17 protein-coding genes and 1 tRNA gene are annotated in these 18,194 nt (G+C 66.1%); 13 read left to right on the plus strand and 5 right to left on the minus strand.

Translation table 11 applies throughout. The features are described from left to right. Positions 1-37 precede the first annotated feature (37 nt). The 5 genes from ACZ1II_RS18805 (at position 38) to ACZ1II_RS18825 (ending at position 4,422) form a co-directional block, all read left to right on the plus strand. The gene (locus ACZ1II_RS18805; protein ID WP_465145118.1) at positions 38-1,093 is read left to right on the plus strand and encodes an SPOR domain-containing protein; all 1,056 of its coding nucleotides are present in this window, start codon (positions 38-40) and stop codon (positions 1,091-1,093) included. A 75-nt stretch (positions 1,094-1,168) separates the two neighbouring features. Further along, positions 1,169-2,470 (plus strand): DUF418 domain-containing protein, encoded by a 1,302-nt coding sequence (locus ACZ1II_RS18810; protein ID WP_465145119.1) that lies wholly within the window; start codon positions 1,169-1,171, stop codon positions 2,468-2,470. A gap of 69 nt (positions 2,471-2,539) precedes the next feature. Further along, a complete protein-coding gene (locus ACZ1II_RS18815) occupies positions 2,540-2,734 on the plus strand; it encodes a (2Fe-2S)-binding protein (RefSeq protein ID WP_086493477.1) in 195 nt (64 codons plus the stop codon). 113 nt (positions 2,735-2,847) lie between these two features. Next, positions 2,848-3,333, plus strand: a complete 486-nt coding sequence (gene bfr, locus ACZ1II_RS18820) for a bacterioferritin (RefSeq protein WP_147215701.1) — start codon at positions 2,848-2,850, stop codon at positions 3,331-3,333. Between the two features lie 36 nt (positions 3,334-3,369). Continuing rightward, entirely contained in the window at positions 3,370-4,422 is a 1,053-nt protein-coding gene (locus tag ACZ1II_RS18825; RefSeq protein WP_465145120.1) for an NAD(P)H-dependent flavin oxidoreductase, read from the plus strand. Here ACZ1II_RS18825 and ACZ1II_RS18830 read toward each other — a convergent pair. Further along, the gene (locus ACZ1II_RS18830) at positions 4,415-6,493 is read right to left on the minus strand and encodes a prolyl oligopeptidase family serine peptidase (RefSeq protein ID WP_465147336.1); all 2,079 of its coding nucleotides are present in this window, start codon (positions 6,491-6,493) and stop codon (positions 4,415-4,417) included. The two genes, ACZ1II_RS18825 and ACZ1II_RS18830, sit on opposite strands and share 8 nt — an antisense overlap. A gap of 158 nt (positions 6,494-6,651) precedes the next feature. On the opposite strand from ACZ1II_RS18830, the gene ACZ1II_RS18835 reads away from it, so the two are divergent. Next, positions 6,652-7,806, plus strand: coding sequence for an AI-2E family transporter (locus tag ACZ1II_RS18835; protein WP_465145121.1), 1,155 nt, complete (start codon positions 6,652-6,654; stop codon positions 7,804-7,806). Between the two features lie 179 nt (positions 7,807-7,985). Here ACZ1II_RS18835 and der read toward each other — a convergent pair whose 3' ends face one another. Beyond that, the gene (gene der, locus ACZ1II_RS18840; RefSeq protein WP_465145122.1) at positions 7,986-9,362 is read right to left on the minus strand and encodes a ribosome biogenesis GTPase Der; all 1,377 of its coding nucleotides are present in this window, start codon (positions 9,360-9,362) and stop codon (positions 7,986-7,988) included. 152 nt (positions 9,363-9,514) lie between these two features. On the opposite strand from der, the gene ACZ1II_RS18845 reads away from it, so the two are divergent. Next, positions 9,515-10,114, plus strand: a complete 600-nt coding sequence (locus tag ACZ1II_RS18845; protein WP_465145123.1) for a CHAP domain-containing protein — start codon at positions 9,515-9,517, stop codon at positions 10,112-10,114. Positions 10,115-10,284: 170 nt separating this feature from the next. On the opposite strand, the gene ACZ1II_RS18850 is transcribed toward ACZ1II_RS18845, so the two are convergent. Next, a complete protein-coding gene (locus ACZ1II_RS18850) occupies positions 10,285-10,572 on the minus strand; it encodes a DUF3297 family protein (RefSeq protein WP_465145124.1) in 288 nt (95 codons plus the stop codon). 90 nt (positions 10,573-10,662) lie between these two features. Between ACZ1II_RS18850 and ACZ1II_RS18855 the strand changes: the two genes are divergently transcribed. The 5 genes from ACZ1II_RS18855 to ACZ1II_RS18875 all read left to right on the plus strand — a co-directional run bounded on the left by ACZ1II_RS18855 (position 10,663) and on the right by ACZ1II_RS18875 (position 15,394). Further along, positions 10,663-10,737: transfer RNA gene (locus tag ACZ1II_RS18855), tRNA-Val, on the plus strand. A 121-nt stretch (positions 10,738-10,858) separates the two neighbouring features. Further along, on the plus strand, positions 10,859-12,298 hold the full coding sequence (gene serS, locus ACZ1II_RS18860; RefSeq protein WP_465145125.1) for a serine--tRNA ligase: 1,440 nt from the start codon (positions 10,859-10,861) through the stop codon (positions 12,296-12,298). Positions 12,299-12,438: 140 nt separating this feature from the next. Then, positions 12,439-13,203 carry a 5'/3'-nucleotidase SurE gene (surE, locus tag ACZ1II_RS18865; protein WP_465145126.1) on the plus strand — a complete coding sequence of 255 codons (765 nt, stop codon included), beginning with the start codon at positions 12,439-12,441 and terminating at the stop codon, positions 13,201-13,203. After that, positions 13,200-14,303 carry a LysM peptidoglycan-binding domain-containing protein gene (locus tag ACZ1II_RS18870; RefSeq protein ID WP_465145127.1) on the plus strand — a complete coding sequence of 368 codons (1,104 nt, stop codon included), beginning with the start codon at positions 13,200-13,202 and terminating at the stop codon, positions 14,301-14,303. The genes surE and ACZ1II_RS18870 overlap by 4 nt, the downstream gene beginning before the upstream one ends. An 11-nt stretch (positions 14,304-14,314) precedes the next feature. Then, positions 14,315-15,394 carry a potassium channel family protein gene (locus ACZ1II_RS18875; RefSeq protein WP_465145128.1) on the plus strand — a complete coding sequence of 360 codons (1,080 nt, stop codon included), beginning with the start codon at positions 14,315-14,317 and terminating at the stop codon, positions 15,392-15,394. Here the strand turns inward: ACZ1II_RS18875 and ACZ1II_RS18880 are convergent. Next, entirely contained in the window at positions 15,386-15,778 is a 393-nt protein-coding gene (locus ACZ1II_RS18880) for a DUF1761 domain-containing protein (RefSeq protein WP_465145129.1), read from the minus strand. The two genes, ACZ1II_RS18875 and ACZ1II_RS18880, sit on opposite strands and share 9 nt — an antisense overlap. Before the next feature lie 19 nt (positions 15,779-15,797). Continuing rightward, positions 15,798-16,322, minus strand: coding sequence for a hypothetical protein (locus ACZ1II_RS18885; RefSeq protein ID WP_465145130.1), 525 nt, complete (start codon positions 16,320-16,322; stop codon positions 15,798-15,800). Positions 16,323-16,437: 115 nt separating this feature from the next. Between ACZ1II_RS18885 and rimO the strand changes: the two genes are divergently transcribed. Then, complete coding sequence (gene rimO, locus ACZ1II_RS18890) at positions 16,438-17,820, plus strand: 30S ribosomal protein S12 methylthiotransferase RimO (RefSeq protein ID WP_465145131.1); 1,383 nt, start codon at positions 16,438-16,440, stop codon at positions 17,818-17,820. Positions 17,821-18,194 lie beyond the last annotated feature (374 nt).

An 18,194-nucleotide genomic window follows, 5' to 3' on the forward strand; every position in this document is an offset into this window, starting at 1 on the left:
TGACCGGACCCGAACCAGGAATTAGAGGCCAGCCGACGTGCGGAAAAATCGACGCTCCCTTTCGCTGGGTCTCGCGCCCCTGGCCTTCGCCGTCAGCCTCGCAGCTGCTCCCGTCTTCGCGGACGTGAAGGCCGGGGTCGATGCCTGGACTGCGGGCAATTATGCCGCCGCCGTGCAGCAGTGGAGGCCGCTGGCCGACAAGGGCGACGCCGATGCCCAGTTCAACCTCGCCCAGGCCTACAAGCTGGGACGCGGGGTGCCGGTCGATCTCGGCAAGGCGGAGGCGCTTTACGGCAAGGCCGCCGCGCAGGGCCATGTCCAGGCCTCGGACACCTACGGCCTGATCCTGTTCCAGCGCGGCGAGCGGGCGCAGGCCATGCCCTATATCCGCAGTTCCGCCGCGCGCGGCGATGCGCGGGCCGAGTACATTCTCGGGCTGGCGCATTTCAACGGCGACATCGTGGAGAAGGACTGGGTCCGCGCCTATGCCCTCGTCAGCATGGCGCAGCGCGCGGGTCTGGCGCAGGCCACGAGTGCCCTCGCGCAGATGGACGAACATATCCCGCTGGCAGACCGGCAGAAGAGCATCGCCCTCGCCGCCCAGCTCACCGCACAGGCCGACGCGACCCGCGTGAGCGAGGCGACCGGCGCGGAACTCGGCACCGTGCCCCGCGCCGTGGCGGCACCGCGAGTCGCCGCGGCCTCCGAAAGCCCGGCCCGCGCAGGAGCCGACTATACGCTGCCCACGATTGCTCGCCCGGCGCCTCAAGCTCCAGCAAAGGCTCCCCCAAAAGTGGCCGCCGCCCAGCCTACTCCAAAACCGGCACCCAAAGCCCCACCCCGCCTTGCCCCGGTGGCGGCGAGCGGCGGTGTGTGGCGACTCCAGCTCGGCGCTTTCGGCGTCCCCGGCAATGCAGAGCGCCTCTGGGCTTCGCTGGCGAAACGCCCGGAAATGACCGGCGCCAAGCGCCAGCTCGTCCCCGCCGGAAAGCTGACCAAGCTCTACGCCGCCGGATTCGCCAGCAAGGCACAGGCGGACAAAGCCTGCGGCGCGCTCAAGGCCTCCGGCCACGAATGCATCGTCACCTCGTAGTTTACGAAGGCACGCGCCGGTCGTCGTGGACGAGGCACGCCTGATCGCTTATTCTCCCGCGCAGGGAGACAGGGAATGCTGGAAGCGATCACGGGCGAAAACGCCCGGACAGCTAGACGCGCGTCGATGTCATGGCGGCCACCCGATGCGGGAGGACGACTGGCGACGCTCGACCTCATCCGCGGCGTGGCCGTGCTGGGTATCCTCGCTATCAACATATCCGGATTCGCCGGGCCGAGCCTCGGCGCGCTGACGCCGGACTTTCCCGCCCCCGCCAGCCTGCCCGACGAAGCCGCATGGGCTTTCGGCTTCCTGTTCTTCGAAGGCAAGATGCGGGCGCTGTTCGCCATGCTGTTCGGCGCGGGCATAGCACTCCAGTGCACGCGCATGGACGCCGCCGGGCAGGACGGGGACTTGCTGCAATTCCGCCGCCTCTGCTGGCTGATGGTGTTCGGAACGCTCCATTATCTGCTGCTGTGGTGGGGCGACATCCTGTTCGTCTACGCCTGCTGCGGCATCGCCGTGCTGTTCCTGCGACGCCTGCCCTGCGCGGTGCTGCTGGGCCTGGCTGCCGGGATCATCGTCACCGCGACAATCGTCGACTTGTGGTCGCTGCTCCCGCTCGTCCGCGCCGAGGAGGCGGTCCGCCTCGGCACCGCGAGCGCGGCGCAGCATGGGGAAGTGACGGCCCGGCTCGATCTCTACCACGCCAATACGGCGGGGCAGATGCGGCTCTATCACGCGGGTTTTCTCGATATCGCGCTCTCCAAGCTGCGCGGCGATCCGTTCTGGCTCTTCACCATGATCGCCCATGCCTGGAGCGAAGTGCTGCCGCTGATGCTGCTGGGCGTCGTGCTGCTGCGGAGCGGGTTCTTCGCCGGGACATGGCCCGCGCACTGGATGAAGCGCCTGCGAATCGGTGCGACCGCCATCGGACTTGGCCTTACGCTGCTGGTGCTCGCCTGGGCCTGTCCGCGCCATTTCCCGCCGATCGCCATGGCCATGCTGCTCGGCGAAGCGCTCTGGCCTGCGCATCTGCTCATGGCACTGGGCTACGCCGCCCTGCTCCTATGGGCGACGCCGCACCTGATCGAGACCCGGCTCGGCCAGCGGATCGTTGCGGCAGGCCGGGTGGCCTTCACCAACTATATCGCCACCAGCCTGCTCATGTGCAGCCTGTTCTACGGGTGGGGTCTGAACCTGTTCGGCAAAGTGGATCCAGCGGGGCAATGGGCCTTCGTGCTGCTCGGCTGGATCATGATGCTGGCCTGGAGCCCGGCCTGGCTGAGTCGCTATCGCCGAGGCCCGCTGGAGCTGCTCTGGCGCTGCCTCACCTTGCAAAAACGCCTGAAAAACCGGCGTTCGGCAGTAGCTTGAGAGAAAAATCAACTCCGCTATTGCGATCCATTTGCATTTGCATATGATGGTCCTCAAGAGGATCGCACCATGTACGTTTGTATCTGCAATGCCATTCGTGAGACCGACCTGCGCACCGTCGCCCGCTGCTGCCGCGGCGATGCGACAGCGCTCTACGGTGCTCTCGGACATGCACCGCAGTGCGGACAGTGCCTGGACGATGCCGAAGACATTATCGCCGAGGAATCGGCAAGCGCCAACGCGCCGCTGAGCGCAGCAGCCTGACCCTGCAACAAGGCGGGTTACATCTGGCTTCGGCCGGGTGTTTTCGCGCGCCCGCTTGCCTTGTGCTCCCGAAAGGGCCATAAACCCGCCCGAACAGATTCAGGAGCTTTCCCATGAAGGGCGACCAGCAGGTCATCGATTTTCTCAACAAGGCGCTCTTCAACGAGCTGACCGCGATCAACCAGTACTGGCTGCACTACCGCATGCTGGACAACTGGGGCATCAAGAAGCTCGCCGAATACGAGCGCCATGAATCGATCGACGAAATGAAGCACGCGGACGTGCTGGCCGACCGTATTCTCTACCTCGACGGCCTCCCCAACTTCCAGGCCCTCGGCAAGCTGCGCATCGGCGAAAGCGTCGAGGAAATCCTGAAGGCCGACCTCGCGCTCGAACACGACGCGATCCCGCTGCTCAAGGACGCCATCGCCCACTGCGAAACCGTGCGTGACTTCGTCAGCCGCGAAATCTTCGCCCGCATCCTCGAAAGCGAGGAAGAGCACGTCGACTTCCTCGAAAAGCAGTTCGACATGATCGAGCGCATGGGCATCCAGAACTACTGCCAGCTCCAGAGCAAACCGGCAGGCGAGGGAGAGTAAGTCCGGACGGCGCGCGGAAAGGCCTCCATCTCAGACATGGACTTTCTCGCGCGCCTCGGTCTTTCGATACCTCTGATACAGGCGCCGATGGCGGGCACTTCCACCCCCGCCCTCGCCGCCACCGTCTGCAATGCCGGAGCGCTCGGCTCGCTCGCCCTCGGGGCCATCGCCCCCGACGAGGCCCGGCGCCAGATCGCCGATCTGCGCAGCCGCACCGCCCGGCCCTTCAATCTCAACCTCTTCGTCCACGCGACGCCGCAGCCCGATCCTGCGAGTGAAGCCGGGTGGCTGGATGCACTCGCCCCCCTCTTCGCGGAGTACGGCACACAGCCCCCCGCCGCGCTGGAAACGATCTACGAGAGCTTCGCGGGCAACGCGGAGATGCTGGGTGCCGTGCTGGAAGCAAAACCCACCGTCGTCAGCTTCCACTTCGGCCTTCCCGATACCGCCACCATCGCCGCGCTCAAGCGGTCGGAGTGCCTGCTCCTCGGCAGCGTCACCAGCCTTGCCGAAGCGGAGCTTTCGCTGGCGGCGGGGATCGACGTGCTCGTGGCGCAAGGCTGGGAAGCGGGCGGCCATCGCGGCATGTTCGATCCCGATGCGCCGGACGACCGGCTTGGCACTTTCGCGCTGACCCGCCTGCTCACGCAATGGGGCAAGTTGCCGGTGATCGCCGCAGGCGGGATCATGGACGGGGCCGGTATCCGCGCCACGCTCGATCTCGGCGCGGTCGCCGCGCAGCTTGGCACGGCCTTCATCGCCTGCCCGGAAAGCAGCGCCGATGCGGGCTATCGCACATTGCTTGCGTCCGATGCGGCAGAGCACACGGCGATGACGCGGGCGATCTCGGGACGCCCGGCGCGCTGCCTCGCCAATCGTTTCACGGAGTTCGGAGAGCGGGCCGACCTGCCGCCCGTCCCCGCCTATCCGCGCACTTACCATGCCGGGAAAGCGCTCAATGCCGCCGCGAAAGTGCGGGGCGAGACGCGTTACGGCGCGCAGTGGGCGGGACAGGGCGCGCCGCTGTCCCGCGCGATGCCGGCGGCGGAGCTGGTCGCCCTGCTCGCCGCCGAACTCTCGCTTACTTAGCGTCCGCTGCCGGAGCCGCCTTGTCGGTCCGGTACTTGTCGAACCACGCCAGGATCGCCGAAGCCTTGGCCGCCGACTGCGAGGGCCGCGCGGCAATGCCGCCGTGGCTGGCGCCCGGCACCTTGACCAGCGCCGTCGGCACGCCGCGAATCTGGAGCGCCGCGTAATACTGCTCCGCCTCGCTGACCGGGGTGCGGAAGTCTTCCGAGCCCACGACCACCATCGTCGGCGTCTTGACGTTGCCGACCAGACTCAGCGGCGAGCGGCGCCAGTATTCCATGGGGTCCTCCCAGGGCTTCTTGTCGAACCAGTAGCGCGAGGTGAACGGCGTCGCGTCCATCGTCAGCGCCTCGCTGATCCAGTTGATGACCGGCTTCTGCGTCACCGCCGCCTTGAAGCGGTCGGTCTTGCCGACGATCCAAGCGGTCAGCACGCCGCCGCCCGAGCCGCCGGTGACGAAGAGGTTGTTCGGATCGGCCACCCCGTCGGCGATCGCGGCATCGACCGAGGCCATGAGGTCGTCGTAGTCGGTGCCGGGATAAGCACGGTCGATCAGGTTGGCGAATTCCTCGCCGTAGGACGTGCTGCCGCGCGGATTGGTATAGAGCACCGCGTAGCCGTGCGCCGCGTAGAGCTGGTAGTCGGTCGCGAAGCCCGGCGCATAGGCGGTGTTCGGGCCGCCGTGGATTTCGAGGATCAGCGGCGCCTTCTGCCCCGGCGCGAGGCCCGCCGGCGTCACCAGCCAGGCATCGATCGCGCGGCCGTCCGGCGCGGTCACCGCCAGCTTGCGCACCGGCGCGAGGGCCTTGGCATCGAGCCAGGTGCCGTTGAGATCGGTCAGCTTGCGCCCTGCCCCGCCATTGCTGACCCAGAGATCGGCAGGACGCTGGGTGGTGCCCGAAGTATAGGCCACGCGCCCGCCCTTCGACACGCTGAAGGCGCCGCCGGTATAGGGCCGGTCGAAGTGATCGCCGGGGCTGAGCCCCTCGACGACGTTCTTGCGCGCACCGTCGAGGCCGACGCGGGCCACATAGGTCTTGGCGTGATCGTCGTACTGCACCATGATCGCCGAATTGCCCGCCCAGTCGAGCGCGTCGATCGAATGGTCGAAGCCCTTGGTGAGCAGCCGCGAACCGGAACCGTCGCTGTTCATCACGTAGAGGTCGGAATTCTCGTAGGACCGGTTCACGTCGTCATAGCCGAGATAGGCGATGTGCTTGCCGTCGGGCGAGACTTTCGCGCCGGAATCCGGGCCGTTTCGCGACGTCAGCGCCGTCACTGCGCCGCTGGCGAGATCGAGCGCGTAGACTTCCGAATTGTTGATGTCGCGCTGCCAGTTGTCGTGGCGGTTGGCGCTGAAAACGATGCGCTTGCCGTCCGGAGTCCACGAGAGCGGGCCGCCATCGTCGAAATCGCCGAAGGTCAGCTGGCGCGGGGCGCCGCCGTCAGCCGAGACCACGAACAGGTGGTCGTAGCCCGGCTGCGCATAGCCGCCGCCGTCGAAGCGGTAGGTCACGCGGTCGATCACCTGGAGCGGCTCGGCCCACTGCGCGCCTTCGGGGCGACCCGAGGGCTGCGCGCCCATCTTGAGGCCCTCGCCCGGCACCCGCATGGTGTAGGCGATCCGGGTGCCGTCGGGCGACCACGCGAGGCTGCCCGGACTGTCGGGAAGGCCCGTCACCTTGACCTTGGCGCCGCCGTCCAGCCAGAGCACATAGAGCTGCGGCGCGCCGCTGCCGTCGCTTGACACGAAGGCCAGACGCTTGCCGTCCGGAGACCAGCGCGGCGAGAAATGCGCCCCGGCGCCGGTGACGAGCGGGCGCTGCACGCCGCTGGCGGCATCGACCAGCCAGATCGAGGGCACGACCTTGTCGGTCATCACATCGGCAGCGGCGCGGACATAGGCGATGCGGCTGCCGTCCGGCGAGATCTGCGGATCGGTGGCACCGGCCAGCTTGAACAGGTCGTCGGGGGTGAAGCCGCGTTCCGGCCCCTTGGTGGCAGGAGCCGCATCCGCAGCAAAGGCGGACGAGAGCGGAACGACGGCGCAGGACAGCGCGAGAGCGGCCATACGGGCGGCCAGGTTACTGGGCAAAATGGGAAACTCCTGCTCGAAAGGCGGATGGCCCTGTCTTGCCCAGACTTCCTGAAAAATCCAGACTTCGTGAAAAATCCAGTCACGAAGCCTCTCGCGATTGCCTCTGCGCAAATCATGCTAAGACGCGAGGCATGGAGCAACCCGAACGCCCCCCCTATACCATCGAGGACTACGGTTTCGGCGTCCTCGTCATTCTCGTCACCGCCGCCTTCGCCTGGCTGCTGCTGCCCTATTTCGGCGCCGTGCTCTGGGGCGTCGTCGCCGCGATCCTGTTCCAGCCGCTGACCGCAAAGCTCGCGGCGGCCCTCGGCGGGCGCAAGAGCCTGGCGGCGGGCCTCATGCTGCTGGCGCTGCTGGCGCTGTTCATCATTCCGACCATCCTACTCGGCGTGAGCCTCGTGCAGGAAGTCTCGAACATCTACGAGCAAGTGCGCGGCGGCCAGATCGACATTCCGCATATGCTCGAACAAGTTCGCGCCGCCGTGCCGGAATCGTTGGAGCGCATGGTCGACCGCTACGGCCTCGCCGATTTCGAGAACTTGCGCCGCCAGTTCGGCGCGGGCATCGCCAATGGCCTGCAGGGCCTCGCCGCGCGGCTGCTCTCGGTCGGCCAGGGCGCCTTGAGCTTTCTCGCGGCGCTGGGCGTGATGCTCTATCTCACCTTCTTCCTGCTGCGCGACGGCGACCGCTACGGCGCGCTGATCCGCGACGCCATGCCGCTGCGCCCGCACCTTCGCGACCGTCTGGTGAACAACTTCGTCGTCGTCGTGCGCGCGACGATGAAGGGCACGGTGGTCGTCGCCGTCGCGCAGGGGCTGGTCGGCGGCACGATCTTCTCGCTGCTGGGCATCCAGGGTTCGCTGCTCTGGGGCGTGATGATGGGCTTCTTCTCGCTGCTGCCCGCGGTCGGTACCGGCCTCGTCTGGGTGCCGATGTCGGCCTACCTGCTGGCGACCGGCCACATGTGGCAGGGCGGCGTGCTGGCCTTCTGCGGCCTCTTCGTGATCGGCATGATCGACAATATCCTGCGGCCGATCCTGGTCGGGCGGGACACCCGCATGCCCGACTTCGTAGTGCTGATCGCGACCTTGGCGGGCCTGCAGATATTCGGCCTCAACGGCTTCATCGTCGGCCCGGTGATCGCCGCGCTGTTCATCGCCGTCTGGACGCTGATGCGCGAGATCAAGAACAGCGACGGCATGCTGGAACCCGATGCCATCGAGGTCGCGGAAGAACGCGCCGAAGCGCCGCTGTCGGATGCGGAAACCGCCGCGCATCCGTCCTGACGGGCGCGCGCCTAACCAAACCGCGCCCCCGCGCAGGCGGGGGTCCCGCTTGTTCTTGCGGCTCAGCACAAGAGAAGCGGGGTCCCCGCCTTCGCGGGGACGACGGGGGTTGGTTGGGCTACCTTATCGTTGGCCTGCCTATGGTTGGACTGCCCGTGATGGGCGGATTCCATACCCTCTTACTTGGCGAAGGGATTCTTCGGCATTCGCAAGTTGAGCCGGATCGGCACGGCCTCGAAGCCCAGCTCGCGGCGCATGCCGTTGATCAGATAGCGGCGATAACTTTCGGGCAGCAGGTCGAGACGCGTGCCGAACAGCACGAAGCCCGGCGGGCGGGTCTTGGCCTGGGTGATGTAGCGCAGCTTGATGCGCTTGCCGCCCGGTGCCGGCGGCGGATTGGCCGAGAGCGCATCGTCGAACCAGCGGTTGAGCGCGGCGGTGGGCACGCGCTTGCTCCAGGCCTCGCGGATCGAGAAGCCGGTGGCGATGAGGTCATCAATACCCTTGCCGGTGCGCGCCGAAACCGCCAGCAGCGGCACGCCGCGCACCTGGGCCAGACCTTCGTCGAGCGCGCCGCGAATGCCGTTGAACAGGCCGGACGGGCCTTCCGCCACGTCCCACTTGTTGATCGCGATGATCAGCGCGCGGCCCTCTTCCAGCACCTTGGAGGCGATGGTGAGGTCCTGATGCTCCAGCCCGCGCGTGGCATCGAGCAGCAGCACGACCACTTCGGCGAAATCGATCGCATGGCGCGCGTCGGCCACGGCCATGCGCTCCAGCTTCTCGGTGACGTTGGCGCGCTTGCGCATGCCCGCGGTGTCGATCAGGCTGACCTGGCGGACTTCCTGCGTCTTGGGATCGGTCCACTCCCAATCGACCGTGATCGAATCGCGGGTGATCCCCGCTTCCGGCCCGGTGAGCAGGCGGTCCTCGCCGAGGATGCGGTTGATGAGCGTCGACTTGCCCGCATTCGGACGGCCGACGACCGCCAGCTTGAGCGGACGGCGCAACAGTGCTTCCTCGTCCTCTTCCTCGGGGAACTCCGGCTCTTCGGGCTGGAGCGGTTCGAGGTGCGGTAGCAGCGATTCGAACAAGTCGGCAATGCCGACGCCGTGCTCGGCGGAGAAAGTGATCGGCTCACCAAGGCCCAGCGAATAGGCCTCCAGCACGCCGCCCTCGCCCGCGCGGCCTTCGGCCTTGTTGGCCAGCACGATCACCGGCACTGTCGAGGCGCGCAGCCACTGGCCGATTTCCTCGTCCAGCGGGGTCAAACCGGCGCGCGCGTCGACCACGAAGAGCGCGACATCGGCGGTTTCCAGCGCCGCTTCGGTCTGCTTGCGCATGCGGCCGGGCAGCGTCTGGTCCTCGTCGTCTTCCCAACCTGCGGTATCGACGATCTGGAATTTCAGGCCGAGCAGCTCGGCGTCGCCGAAGCGGCGGTCACGCGTGACGCCGGGCTGATCGTCGACGAGCGCGAGCTTCTTGCCGACGAGCCGGTTGAACAGCGTGGACTTGCCGACGTTCGGTCGGCCGATGATGATGACCTGGGGTAACATGCTATAACTCGATAAGGGATTCCGGCCCCTAGACGAATTCCGCGCAAATGGGAACTTTCGCATTTCCGCAATGCAGCGGGAACAAATTCCTACTTCGCGATTAACCATCCTCTGAAGGATTCTCACAAGCAAACAGGGCCGAATTGAGGGGCATGAAGGGTTACCGGATCGCAATCATGCTGGGACTGGCCGGAGCGACTGTCGCGCCTGCAAGCGCCCGCTCCGCCATCGACGACGCACTTGCCGGCATGGACGACGATCGTCCCGCCGCCGCGAAAGGCCCCGACTATCTCGAATGCGTGCCTTATGCCCGGCAGCTTTCGGGCATCCAGATTTTCGGTGATGCGCATACCTGGTGGAAGCAGGCATCGGGCCGCTACGCCACCGGCCACGCCCCGCGCGTCGGTGCGGTCATGGCGATGGAGCCTTATGCGGGATCGCAGCTGGGTCATGTCGCCACCGTGAGCAAAGTGGTCGATTCGCGCACGATCCTGGTCAGCCATGCCAACTGGTCCCCGATCGAGGGCCAGCGCGGGCGGATCGAGAAGAACGTCACCGTGCTCGACGTCTCTCCCGCCAACGACTGGAGCGAAGTGCGGGTCTGGTACGAACCGATCCACAACCTCGGCAATACCCACTGGCCGGTCTCGGGCTTCATCTACAACGACAAGCCCGGCAAGACGGTGGCCGCGACCAAGAAAAAGGGCCGCCGAAGCGACCCCATCGGCGACATCATCGCCGGTAACTACTGAGCATTCAACAAAACCCATCGTCACCCTGAACTTGTTTCAGGGTCCATTCGTGAACCTCAACCGGAGGTCTGAGCGGCGAAATGGACCCTGAAACAAGTTCAGGGTGACGATGTGGCTGAAAGCAGGTCTCACGTCATTGGCCCAGAAAAGGCCCAATGACGCCAAGACTATCAGATCTTCGCGACGGGTGCGTCCTCGCCGAGGTCCTCGTACCAGGCCTCGACCGGCCCCTGGAGCTTGACGGTCAGCGGATTGCCCTTGCGGTCCAGCGTCTTGCCAGCCTGCACGCGCACCCAGCCTTCGGAAATGCAGTATTCCTCGACATTGGTGCGCACGGTGCCCTTGAAGCGGATGCCCACGCCGCGCTTCAGCTTGTCCTCGTCGAAGAACGGGCTGCTGGGGTTGATGGCGAGGTGGTCGGGCGGCACGTCGGCGCCGGTCTTGGTCTCTTCGGTCATGCCCTCGCGATTTAATTGCAGATGGGCGCTTGTCAATTCGATCCGACTCATCTAGAGGCGCGCTTCCCCGACGGACACGGTCCATTCGGCGGGCGCGTAGCTCAGTGGTAGAGCACACCCTTCACACGGGTGGGGTCGCAGGTTCAATCCCTGCCGCGCCCACCATCTCCCCTTTCGCGAGATGGTTCAAGTCTTCGGACATTTTCCCCAAGATCGCCGTTTCCCGCAGGCCCGACCGGCTCCTCGAATCTTGCGCCTGCCGGCCTGAGACGGCATAGCGCGCGCCATGCACGATATCCGCCTTATCCGCGAGAATCCCGAAGGATTCGACGCCGGCCTCGCCCGCCGTGGGGTTGCCCCCGTGGCCGCCGACATCCTCGCCCTCGACGAGCAGCGCCGCTCGGTCGCGACGCGCATGCAGGAAGGGCAGAATCGCCGCAACGAAGCCTCCAAGGCCATCGGCAAGGCCATGGGCCAGGGCGACACCGCCACCGCCGAAGCGCTCAAGGCCGAAGTCGCCCAGCTGAAAGACACCCTCCCCGCGCTCGAAGCCGAGGAGAAGGACCTTTCCGCGCAGCTTCATAACGCGCTGGCAGGCCTGCCCAATATCCCGGTGGCCGAAGTGCCCGACGGTGCGGACGAGACCGAGAACATCGAAGTCGCCAAGTGGGGCACGCCCGGCACGTTCGCCTTCGAGCCGAAGGAACATGCCGATCTCGGCCCGGCGCTCGGCCTCGATTTCGAGACCGGCGCGAAGATTTCCGGCGCGCGCTTCACGTTCCTCAAGGGCCAGATGGCCCGCCTGCACCGCGCCCTCGCCCAGTTCATGCTGGACACCCAGACCGCCACCAACGGCTACATGGAATGCATCGTGCCGCTGCTGGTGAAGGACGAGGCCGTGTTCGGCACCGGCCAGCTTCCCAAGTTCGCGGAAGACCTGTTTATGACCAGGATCGGCGTCGATCGGGACGCCATTAGACAGGAAATTGACGCCGCGCTCGATCAGGTCCGCGACGAGGAAGAATTTTCCGGTAGCCCCGAAAAGATATTCGAGGAAGCTAAACGGAAAACTTATTTTGCAGTTCTGGAAGCACAGCAAAAGGCTTCCACAAATCGCCGCTGGCTGATCCCCACCGCCGAAGTCTCGCTGACCAACGCCGTGCAGGACGAGATCGTCGATCTCGAAGCCCTGCCGCTGCGCATGACCGCGCTCACCCCCTGTTTCCGCTCGGAAGCGGGCGCGGCGGGCCGCGACACGCGCGGGTTCATTCGCCAGCACCAGTTCGAGAAAGTCGAACTCGTCACCGTCTGCCCGCCCGAGCAGTCGGAAGCCGAGCACGAGAAGATGGTCGCCGCCGCCGAATCCATCCTCCAGGCGCTGGAACTGCCCTATCGCAAGGTCCTGCTCTGCTCGGGCGACATGGGCGCGACCGCACGCAAGACCTTCGACCTCGAAGTCTGGCTGCCGGGTCAGGCCGCCTACCGCGAGATCAGCTCGATCTCGAACTGCGGCGACTATCAGGCCCGCCGCATGAACGCGCGCTTCAAGCCGGAAGGTTCGAAGAAGACCGAGTTCCTGCACACCCTCAACGGCTCGGGCCTCGCGGTCGGCCGCACGCTCGTCGCCGTGCTGGAGAACTACCAGCAGGAAGACGGTTCGGTGCTGGTTCCGGAAGCGCTCAAGCCGTGGATGGGCGGGATCGAGAAGCTGGAGCCCTGCTTCTGAAGGGGCTTCGACAGGCTCAGCCTGAGCGGGGCTCGCGAGGGCATTCCTCCAATCCCGCCCAGCCTGATCCTTCCCTTCCGCTCATCCTGAGCTTGTCGAAGGATGAATGGGCCAACGCCCGGCCAAGTTAGAGAGACATCATGCGTATCCTGCTCACCAACGACGACGGCATCAACGCCCCCGGCCTCTATGTCCTCGAAAAGATCGCCGCCCAGCTTTCGGACGACATCTGGATCTGCGCGCCGAGCGAGGAACAGTCGGGCGCGGGCCACTCGCTGACCCTCGGCCGCCCGGTGCGGATGCGCGAACACGCGCCCAAGCGCTTCTCGGTGACGGGCACTCCCACCGATTCGGTGACGCTCGGCATCAAGAAGGCCATGCCCGGACCGCCCGACCTGATCCTCTCCGGCGTCAATCGCGGCGCCAATCTCGGCGACGACGTGACTTATTCCGGCACCGTCTCCGCCGCGATGGAAGGCGCGCTGGCGGGCATCCGCTCGATCGCGCTGAGCCAGGTCTATGCCGGCGAAGGCCATGGCAACAACGTCAGCTTCTCGGCTGCCGAGGAATGGGGCGCCAAGGTCCTCAGGCCCCTGCTCGACGCGCCTTTCGCGCCGCGCACGCTGGTCAACGTCAACTTCCCGCCGGTGGCCGGTGCCGATGTAAAGGGCATCCGCGTCGTCCGTCAGGGCTTCCATGACTATGCGCGCGGTTCGGTGGTCGAAGGCATGGACCCGCGCGGGTTCCCCTACTACTGGTTCGGCCTCCACGGCATCGAGCAGACCCCCGGCCACAGAACCGATCTGGAAGCCATCGCCGAGGGCTATATCTCGGTGACGCCGCTCCAGCTTGACCTCACCCACGACGCCTCGCTGGCCGAGATGGCGAGCCGCTTCGAGGCATGATGCGCAAGACTGCCCTGCTGCTGGCGGCGCTCGCGCTGCCGCTTGCTCCTGTTGTCGCCGCCGCGCCGAAGCAGGAAACCGTACACGTCGTCGCGGCGGGCGAGACGCTGAACGGCATCGCCAACCGCGCAGGCGTGACCGCCGAGGCGCTGGCCAAGGCGAACGGGCTGAAAGCGCCTTATGTCGTCAGGCTCGGCCAGAAGCTGACGATTCCCCGCGCCAAGGCGGCACCGGCAAAGACTCCCGCGAAAGTTCCGGCAAAGCAGTCCGATCCCGCCGCCCCGGCGCGAAAGGCCGCCGCCGCTGCGAACTCGACCGCCAAGGCCGCCATCGCCGCCGCCGGATCGCCAGAACAAGAGAGCGTCCACGTCGTCCAGCCCGGCGAGACTCTCGGCAGCATCGCGCTGGCCGCCAAAGTCCCGCGCGTGCTGATCGCCGAGGCCAACGGCTTGCAGGCCCCCTACAACGTGCGCCTCGGCCAGAAGCTGCACATCCCCCGCACCCGCCGCCATACGGTGAAGGCGGGCGATACCGGCTTCTCGATCTCCTACAAATACGCCGTGCCGTGGGAGCAGATCGCGCTCGCCAACGGCCTCGACGCCGGTGCGCCGGTCAAGCCGGGTCAGGCCCTGCTGATCCCGACCCTGCTCGACCCGCCCGCGACGAGCGCCGCTCCCACTCCCGCCACGCCGGTCGACGCGCCGCCTCCCCCGGCGGCCCGGTCGAAGCGCTTCGCCTGGCCGGTGAACGGCCCCGTCCGCCGCGGCTTCGCGAGCGGCACGAACAACCACGACGGCATCGACATCAAGGCGCCCGAAGGCACGATGGTCCGCGCCGCCGCCGCCGGAACCGTACGCTTCGCCGGGATGGAGAAGGAGCAGTTCGGCAACCTCGTCGTTCTCGACCACGGCGACGGATGGTTCACCGCCTATGCCTTCCTCAGCCGCGTGACCGTCAAGGACGGCGCGAAAGTGGCGGCCGGGGAACGGATCGGCCTAGTCGGCCACACCGGCCTCGCCAAAGGCAACGAACTCCACTTCGAAGTGCGGCGAGACGGCAAGCCCGTCGATCCGCTGGACGACCTCCCCAAGGCTCCCTAAGCTGGCGGGGCATGTCGAAACGGCACCCCGTCCGCAACCTGCTGCGACCCAACGCGATCAAACCGCTTCGGCGCACGCTGGCCCTACCGGTCTGGGCCGACGTGGTCCTGCGGCTCGGCGGCGCCTTCCTGCTGATCTTCATCGTCATCATGGTCCACTGGAGCGACCGCGCGGGCCTCAACGACGTCCACGACGGGCAGGTCAGCTTCCTCGACGTCGTCTACTTCACGATGATCTCGATCACGACCACCGGCTTCGGCGACATCGCCCCGGTCAGCGACCGCGCGCGGCTGATCGAGGCGGTGCTGGTCACGCCGATCCGGCTCGCGGTCATCACCATCTTCGTCGGCACCGCCTACAATTTCATCATCAAGCGCAGCTGGGAGACATGGCGCATGAAGCGAATCCAGGAGAGGCTGGAGGACCACATCGTCGTGCTCGGCTTCGGCGTCAGCGGTTCGGAAGCGGCGAGGGAACTGATCGAGCGCGGCACCGATCCCGCCTGCATCGTCGTGGTGGACCCCGCGCAGGCGCGCCTCGCCCAGGCCGAGAAGATGGGCTGCAACGTGCTCCAGGGCGACGCCACCCGAGACGAAGTGCAGAACGCCGTCCGCGTCGGCACGGCAAGGTCTATCCTGGTTTCAGCCGGGCGGGACGATACTTCGGTGCTGATCGTGCTGACCGCCCGCCATCTCGCCCCGAAGGCGCCGATCACCGTCGTCATCCGCGCCGACGACAACGAATTGCTCGCCCGTCAGGCCGGAGCCAACAATGTCATCAACCCGGTCCGCTTCACCGGCCTCCTGCTCGCCGGATCGGCGGAAGGGCAGCATGTCGCCGACTATTTCTCCGACCTCGCCTCGGCGGCGGGCCGGGTCCAGCTGGTGGAACGTGCCGTCGATCCCTCCGAGATCGGCGGATCGCTCGACACCCTCGTCAGCGGCGGCAAGGGCCTGCGCATCTACCGGGGGACACGCACCATCGGCTTCTGGGAAGACGATGCCAAAGCGCTCAAGGCCGGAGACGTGGTCGTCGAAATCCTGCCTACGGCTTCCACCGACCGGCCTCTCGCAGGCGACGAATCAGCCTAGCAGCCAGAACACCAGACCCATCGCCAGATAGGCGACCAGCCAGAACAGGCAGTCCATCGCCCGGCGCATCGGCTCGGCGCGGTAGCGCACATGGGTCAGCCAGATCGCCGGGAGCACGAAGGCGATGGCGACGCCGCCGGTCTGCATGAAATAGAGCCAGGGCTTGGCCGCCAGAGTCTCGGCGCCGATCCGCGCGAAATTGTGGCCGAGCATCACCGAACTGATCAGGAACACGAAGCAAACGAGGCCGTAATTGCCCGCCCGCTCGGACTTGCGGGGCGAAAGGCTGCGTCCGTCCTGAAACGGCTGCCCGTTCCAGATCACCCCCAGCACGACGGCGAGCGCCGCTGCCAGAACCACGGCCAACCAGTTCACCGGACCCATTGCAATTCCCTTTCGTTCGTCAGGCCGCTTCCGGCCAATCGAGCCGCGCCGAAAAACCTTCCTCGCCGTCGATCCACGCACAGGCGAACACGGCGATGGCATCGCGCACCCGTCCCAGCGCATCCTGTTCTCCCGGCGCTTCCAAGGATGCCGGTAACGGCACGAAGGAACTCTCGCAAGCGGTGCGGGCCATGGCGAGCAGGGCCTCGTCATCGCCGCCGCCCGACCACAGGTCCGCCTCGAAACACTCGACCAGTCGCTCGGCCTGGAGCAGTTCGACGATACCCTCATCGGGCACCACGGCTCGCGAAGCACTGGCGTGGCCACCTGCCTTGGCCATTTCAATCAGTTCTTCCGGATGGCGCCCTTCGGCGACCAGCCCCCAGAACCCGCGCGCGAATCCCAGGCCCTGCTCGACAAAGAAATGAACCGCGTCGTGAGGCACCGGGCCTTTCTTGGCGAAAATGGTTTCGATGCATTCTCCGCAAGCCCGGCGGATCGCGATATGGTCTTCCTTCAAACCCTTGGTAATCGTGATTTCCATGGCCTAGGTGATATTCCGCTACCCGGCCCCAGGCAATCGTATCGGCTCGACTCGCCCGGATTCCATTCAATTCGTGACTCCGGGCCACAATCGGAGTATCGGGCGCGCCATTCCTATGGCTATCGAAATCCCCTCTCCGCCCAAGGTCGGCATGGTCAGCCTCGGCTGCCCCAAGGCGCTTGTCGACTCCGAACGCATCCTCACCCGCCTGCGCGCCGACGGCTACACGATGAGTCCCGACTATGCCGGGGCCGATGTCGTGCTCGTCAACACCTGCGGATTCCTCGATTCCGCGAAGGAAGAGAGCCTCTCCGCAATCGGTGAAGCCATCGCCGAAAACGGCCGCGTGATCGTCACCGGCTGCATGGGCAACGAGGCCGACGTGATCCGCGCCCGCTTCCCGGACGTGCTCGCCGTCACCGGCGCACACCAGTACGAAGCCGTGGTCGAGGCCGTGCATGAGGCCGCTCCGCCCGAGATTTCGCCTTACGTCGACCTGATTCCACAGGCCTACGACGAAGCGGGCGTGAAGCTGACCCCGCGCCACTACGGCTATCTGAAGATCTCGGAAGGCTGCAACCACGCTTGCTCTTTCTGCATCATCCCCAGCCTGCGCGGCAAGCTGGCGAGCCGCCGTATCGACGCGGTGCTGCGCGAGGCGGAAAAGCTGGTGCAGGCTGGTACCCGCGAACTGCTGGTCATCAGCCAGGACACCTCGGCCTATGGCGTCGACGTGCGCCATGAAACGCGCATGTGGAAGGACCGCGAGGTCCGCACCCACATGACCGATCTCGCCCGCGAACTGGGCCAGCTCAGCGATTCGCAGGGCCGCAAGCCTTGGGTGCGCCTGCACTACGTCTATCCCTACCCGCACGTCGACGCGGTGATCCCGCTGATGGCGGAAGGGCTGATCACGCCTTACCTCGACATTCCCTTCCAGCATGCGGCGCCTTCGGTGCTCAAGTCGATGAAGCGCCCGGCCAACGAGGCCAAGGTGCTCGACCGCCTGCGCAAGTGGCGCGAGATCTGCCCGGATATCGCCATCCGTTCCAGCTTCGTGGTCGGCTTCCCCGGCGAGACCGAGGCGGACTTCCAGTATCTGCTCGACTGGCTGGACGAAGCCCAGCTCGACCGCGTCGGTGCCTTCCGCTTCGAGCCAGTCGAGGGCGCCAGCGCCAACGACCTGCCGAACGCGGTGCCGGAAGAGGTCAAGGAAGAGCGCTACGCCCGCATCATGGAGAAGACCGCCGCGATCAGCGCCGCCAAGCTCCAGGCCAAGGTCGGCCGCATCCTGCCCGTCATCATCGACGAAGTGGGTGAGCCGGACGAGGATGGCGACATCGGTGCAACTGGTCGCTCGCAGGCGGATGCCCCCGAGATCGACGGTAACGTCTTCCTGCGCGGGGCCGGGAAGGACCTGCAAGTCGGTGATATCGTTGACGTTCTTATCGAGGATGCCGACGAGCACGACCTCTACGGCGCGGTGACCGAAATCTGAATGCGGATTGGGTGATAGTTGCACGTCTTGCAACATTGCCCAATTTTTTCGCATTTGCAGCGAATCGGTACCAAGGGCATATGGAGCGGGCCTTTCAGGCATCCTCTCCCAAAAACTTTCCAAGGGCTGGTCTTCGGACCGGCCTTTTTTTTGCGCATCGCCCGCTGATCCTGTGAAGCAGCCAGGCCATCGCCTCCTCACCTCCCCCTTACCCGCTCCCGGCCATCGCAGGCGTGGCGTACAATCGCGCGCTCGGCGCACCGAAGGTGCTACATGCAGTTACAGCAACTTGCAGGCGCTGCCAAAGCCCCGGGAAATAGCGGATGACGCGAATAGTTGCACACCATGCAACATAGGCCCATTTTTTCGCATTT

The sequence above is a fragment of the Novosphingobium sp. BL-S-20 genome (assembly GCF_055521635.1).